This window comes from Brevibacterium sp. (genome assembly GCF_052105255.1).
Taxonomy (GTDB): domain Bacteria; phylum Actinomycetota; class Actinomycetes; order Actinomycetales; family Brevibacteriaceae; genus Brevibacterium; species Brevibacterium linens_B.
Genome location: NZ_JBQDYQ010000106.1, coordinates 1 through 5063, shown reverse-complemented (window position 1 = coordinate 5063; position 5063 = coordinate 1). Strand labels below are relative to the sequence as shown.

Here is a 5063-nt window from a genome sequence, read left to right as displayed (position 1 = left end):
GCGGGTGTTGACGGCGGGGTTGAAGAACTGGATGGGCAGGTAGCCGTGGCTGGCGACGATCTCGACGCCGTCGATTCCGGACTCGACGATGCGCTTCGCAGCATGCCCGTAGCCGGCGATGATGGCTGTGACCTCAGCGGTGGTCAGCGCTTCGGGGACGACCTTGAACCGTTCCTGCGGTTCGTCGCTCGGGGCCTTGGCGCGCGGTGCCATTCCGCGCTCGCCGTCCATGACTTCGCGGCCGGGGTGGAAGAGCTGAGCGACGATCGTGGCCCCGTGACGGTGGACCGCCTCGGCGACGGCTCGGTATCCGGGGACGGAGGATTCGTCGGTGGCCATGAGGACGTGGTTGGTGTAGCGGGCGGTTTCGTGGACGCCGGAGACCTGGAGCACGATGAGTCCGGCTCCGCCCTTCGCACGGGTTTCATGGTAGGCGACGAGGTCGTCGCCGATGTGGCCGTGATCGTCGAGGACGGTGTCATGGCCGGAAGAGACGATGCGGTTGCGGATCGTCGTGGAACCGATGGTGATGGGGGCGAAGAGGTGCGGGAACAGCTGAGACATGATCGTCCTTGATCAGATCGTCGGGTGGGACTGGGTGGCTGCCCCTCGATGGGGCTGCCTCAGTTATTCATATCACCGTATGACGAACTGCGGCAAGGGTCGGCTCCCGAGGTGTCGATCGCCGATGGGTGGCGGTGCGATTGCTATTGGGCGGAACCGTCAGTCAGAGCTCGCTGCCCGACACCGCGAAGGTGTCGCAGCTGTTCAGGCCCTCGTTGTATCCGGTGGTGAACCATTTCTGCCGCTGCTTGCTCGAGCCGTGGGTGAACGACTCCGGATTGACGAAGCCGGACTGCTCCTGGATGTGGTCGTCACCGACGACGAAGGCCGCGTTGAGAGCGTCGTCGAGCTGCTCCTTGGAGGGCTCTTCGAGATACGGAGTGCCGTTGTCGTCGGTGAGCGTGGTGACATTGCCCAGCCAAGCGCCTGCGTAGCAGTCGGCTTGGAGTTCGGTGCGCACGCCGTTGCTCTCCGGACCGGTGCCGTTGTTCGGGTGCTCGCTCATCACGCCGGTGATGTTCTGGATGTGGTGACCCCATTCGTGGCCGACGATGTAGAGCTGGGCGAGCTCATCGGCCGAGGCGCCGTACTGCTGACGCAGTATGTCGAAGAAGCTCGGATCGATGTAGACGCCCTGATCGGCCGGACAGTAGAACGGCCCGACCTGGTTCGATGCGGTCCCGCAGCCGGTCGACGTCTGACCGTCGACCAGTGTCATCGCCGGCGGTTCGTACCCGTCGACCTTCTGTGCCCAGTAGTCATCGAGGACGACCTGTGCTCCGGCCATTCGGCAGTCGATGTTCGTATTCGCGTCCTCACCCGTATCGCACTGGGACATGCTCGCCCCGCTCGACTGATTCTGACTGCCGCCGTCGTCCGGGGTGATGCCACCCATGAGCCCGGTGACATCAACGCCGAGCAGCGGTCCGATGAGGAAGACGAGCAGACCGACGATCCCCACGCCGCCACCGCCGACGATCGCGGTGTTGCGACCGCGTCTGCTCGTGCTGTTGCCGCTGATGTCGGCGTTCGGGTTGAAGGTCATGGCATAAAGATACCCCGGCAACGGACAGGGGCGGGCGAGCAGATGTGAAGTCGTGTGAGAATCGTTCCATGAGCTCTCACCCGGCGGAACCTCACCGAGCGCACGACGCAGACTCCACGGCCACCTCGGCGAGGGTTGCCCGCCGGCTCAGCCCCGACGGTCGGCTCATCGGACTCGATGTCGCCCGCGGGATCGCGCTCTTGGCGATGATGGTCACGCACATCTTCGCGCTCGGCGACGAGACGGGGATGCCGACCTGGGCGGCGGTCTTCGCCGGGCGCGCCTCAGCGCTGTTCGCCGTCCTCGCCGGCTGTTCTCTGGTGCTCTCGACCCGGTCACGGATGGCGGAATCGGGCCGCTTGCGCGATGCGGCGCCGAGCGTGCTCATCCGGGCGGCGGCCATCGTCCTCATCGGGCTGTGCCTCGGCTCGATCTCCGGCCTGCTCGCGGTCATCCTCGTCAACTACGGGATCATGTTCGCCCTCGCCCTGCTCTTCCTGCGATTGCGGGCCGGGGCGCTGTTCGCGGTCGCGGGGGTCTGGATGGTCGTCTCCCCCGTCGTGTCGATGTGGGTGCGTTCGACGTTCCTCCTCGAACCGAGCTACCTGCCGATGGGCTTCTTCGACTTCGCGACGCCGGGGACGATGCTCACCGACCTGTTCCTCACCGGCTACTACCCGGTGCTGCAGTGGCTGTCGTACATTCTGCTCGGCATGGCCGTGGCGAAGCTCGACATCGGCCGCCACCTGCTCAGGCTGTTCACCGCCGGACTCGGGCTCTTCGTCGTCGGTCGCGGTGCTTCGTGGCTTCTGCTCAATGTCTTCGGCGGTGATGCCGCGCTCGTGGAGGTTGCGCAGATGTGGGGCACGGATCTCGCGGCGGCCCTGTTCACCGGCAGCTATGGGGTGACTCCGGCAACGTCGTGGTGGTGGTTGGCGATCGCCGGTCCGCATTCGGCCACGCCGTTCGATCTGCTCTCCACGGGTGGAACCGCGTTGATGACGATCGCCGCCTGCCAGGCTGCGGCGCTGCTGTTGGGTCGCCGGTCGTGGGTGCTTGCACCGCTGTCGGCACCGGGATCGATGCCGCTGAGCGTGTATTCGGCGCATGTCGTGCTGTTGGAGATCACGCGGTCGCAGATCGTCGGCAATCCGATGGAGGAGGGCGCGACGACGGGCGAGCAGACCCTCGAGTTCGTCATCCACGCGCTCACGTTCGTGCTGCTGCCGCTGGTGTGGAAGGCGTTCGTCAACACACGCGGACCGTTGGAAGGCGGGATCGCAGCGGTCATCCGGGCGGCGTCGCCGGGGCCTATGCTCCCTGCTTCTGACCGTCCCGGAAGAGACTGATCGACTTGCGCATCGTGGCGCGGGCCCGTTTGCGGTCGCCGCTGGCGTCGTAGGCGCACGAGAGTCGGAACCAAGACCGCCAGTCGTCGGGGGCGGCCTCTGCTTCGGCCTGGTACTTCACGAATTCCTTGTCGGCGGCCTCGCGGATGATCTTACCGCCCGGTGTCCTGGGCAGGTCGTCGACGGGCAGTCCGCCTTCGTCGCCGAGGATGCGCGCGAGCTTCTCCGTACGGGCACCGAAGACGAGTTCGACGATGAGCGTCCATGCACCGATGACGGGCAGGACGAACAGGGCGATGCCCATGATCGTGGGGATCATCGCGGGTTCGCGGACGAGGATCCACGCCCGCTGGCCCATGAGGACGAAGTAGAAGACGAGGACGACGGAGACGATGATCGCCCCGATCTTGGCCTTCGACATCAGAGGTCGAGCATGTTCTCGAGGCCGTGGATGAGCCCCGTGTAATCGGCGATGGACCGCACGGCGGTGACGATGCCGGGCATGAACGCCGAGGTGGAGTGTGAGTCCGTGCGGATGGTCAGGGCTTCGCCGTCGGAGCCGAAGAGGATCTCTTCGTGGGCGTTCATGCCCTGCTGACGGATGGCGTGGACGTGGATTCCGTCGATGACAGCGCCGCGTGCACCCTGCGGATCGGATTCGGTGGAGTCGGGAACGGCAGGCAGTCCGGCGGCGTTGCGGGCGGCGGCGATGCGCTGGGCCGTGTGGTTCGCCGTGCCGGACGGGGCGTCGAGTTTGCGGGTGTGGTGGATTTCGACGACTTCGGCCGAGTCGAAGTAGGGTGCCGCGAGTTCGGCGAAGCGCATGGCCAGGACGGCACCGATCGAGAAGTTCGGGGCGATGAGCACGGCGGTCTGCGGGTGGTCCTTCAGCGTGTCCTCGAGCCGGGCCAAACGGTCGTTGTCCCAGCCGGTGGTGCCGACGACGGTGTCGATGCCGTTCTCGACGAGGAAGCGGACATTGTCTTCGGTGGATTTGGGCACGGTGAGTTCGACGGCGACGTCGATGTTCTGCTCAAGCAGGGTCTCCAGCGAATCGCTGCTGCCGAGTGCGGCGACGAGTTCGAGTCCTTCGGCATCGTTGATCGCATCGACGGCGTGGGATCCCATCCGACCCTTGGCTCCGATGACGGCTACGCGAATGCTCATATGCTGTGACTCCTTGTGCGATGATCCCTGCGAGGTGTGCCGGTCTGGCCGAGGCGAAGCGACCGGAACGATCTCCGCCAGTCAGTCTAGCGACCCTCGGCAGTTCTCTTCACATCCAGTGACCATCCGAACACTCCCAATTGCTACCTGACGGCGGCGCAGCAACCTGGCGCCAGGTATCTGGGCCCCCGTCAGGTAGTTCGGGAGGGCGGGAGCGGGGTCAGCGAGGTGGGGTGAACGGTACGCGCGGTCCGCAGTGCCGCGGGTCTCCACTCAGCCGAGCGCAGACCTCGGTGTCGTAGCGGATGCCGTCGTAAAGGAGTTTCTCTCGTTCGCGGCCTTCGACGATGAAGCTCGCATTCCTGGCGACTGCGGCCGAAGCCGGGTTGTTCACCCGGTAGCCGAGTTCGAGTCGATAGATCCCGAGTTCGTCGTGGAGGAAATCGACGAGGCTGCGCAGCGCTGCCGACACCAGGCCATGGCCGCGGGCCTCGGCCACCGACCAACAGGAGATCCACGCGCTCGAGTGGCGGCGTTCGATCCCGGGGGCCATGACGTTTCCAAGGATTCGTCGGCCTGAACGGTCAGCGTCGCCAACGATCGCCCGAGCGCATAGGTCACCGGCATCCTCGGCGTCGGTGATGGTCTCCAGCCATGTCCGGGCACCAGCGATCGTACGGTCGTCGGGGATGTTGCTCAGCAGTGCTTCGTCGGCCCGCTTGTACACCTCAGCCAACGCCTCGGCGTCGCCCGAGGCACCTGCCTGCCACGGTCTGAGAATTGCGTTCATCCGGCCGCCTTATTCGCTGTTGGGGGTTCAGCCGCCGGTCCGCCAGCGCTCGTTCTGGACTCTCAAACAACCTGACGGCGGCCCAGCAACCTCGCGTGGAGTGGTCCCCGAAAGTTGGACTGTGATCAACACAAACCAACTTGAAGGG

6 protein-coding genes are annotated in these 5063 nt (G+C 65.6%); 1 reads left to right on the top strand and 5 read right to left on the bottom strand.

Annotated features, from left to right (window positions below):
* Together ACTIIH_RS15885 and ypfJ are read right to left on the bottom strand one after the other, a co-directional pair.
* Positions 1-564 (bottom strand): oxidoreductase (locus ACTIIH_RS15885; protein WP_441452798.1); only part of this gene is annotated, 564 nt, incomplete at its 3' end.
* A 163-nt stretch (positions 565-727) separates the two neighbouring features.
* On the bottom strand, positions 728-1609 hold the full coding sequence (ypfJ, locus tag ACTIIH_RS15880; protein WP_441452797.1) for a KPN_02809 family neutral zinc metallopeptidase: 882 nt from the start codon (positions 1607-1609) through the stop codon (positions 728-730).
* 68 nt (positions 1610-1677) lie between these two features.
* On the opposite strand from ypfJ, the gene ACTIIH_RS15875 reads away from it, so the two are divergent.
* Positions 1678-2958, top strand: coding sequence for a heparan-alpha-glucosaminide N-acetyltransferase domain-containing protein (locus ACTIIH_RS15875; protein WP_441452796.1), 1281 nt, complete (start codon positions 1678-1680; stop codon positions 2956-2958).
* Here the strand turns inward: ACTIIH_RS15875 and ACTIIH_RS15870 are convergent.
* The 3 genes from ACTIIH_RS15870 to ACTIIH_RS15860 all read right to left on the bottom strand — a co-directional run bounded on the left by ACTIIH_RS15870 (position 2921) and on the right by ACTIIH_RS15860 (position 4915).
* Positions 2921-3379 carry a tetratricopeptide repeat protein gene (locus tag ACTIIH_RS15870; protein WP_441452795.1) on the bottom strand — a complete coding sequence of 153 codons (459 nt, stop codon included), beginning with the start codon at positions 3377-3379 and terminating at the stop codon, positions 2921-2923. The genes ACTIIH_RS15875 and ACTIIH_RS15870 overlap by 38 nt on opposite strands.
* A complete protein-coding gene (gene dapB, locus ACTIIH_RS15865) occupies positions 3379-4125 on the bottom strand; it encodes a 4-hydroxy-tetrahydrodipicolinate reductase (RefSeq protein WP_025779699.1) in 747 nt (248 codons plus the stop codon). Before dapB ends, ACTIIH_RS15870 begins: the two co-directional genes overlap by 1 nt.
* Before the next feature lie 220 nt (positions 4126-4345).
* Positions 4346-4915, bottom strand: a complete 570-nt coding sequence (locus ACTIIH_RS15860) for a GNAT family N-acetyltransferase (RefSeq protein WP_441452794.1) — start codon at positions 4913-4915, stop codon at positions 4346-4348.
* Between the last annotated feature and the right edge of the window lie 148 nt (positions 4916-5063).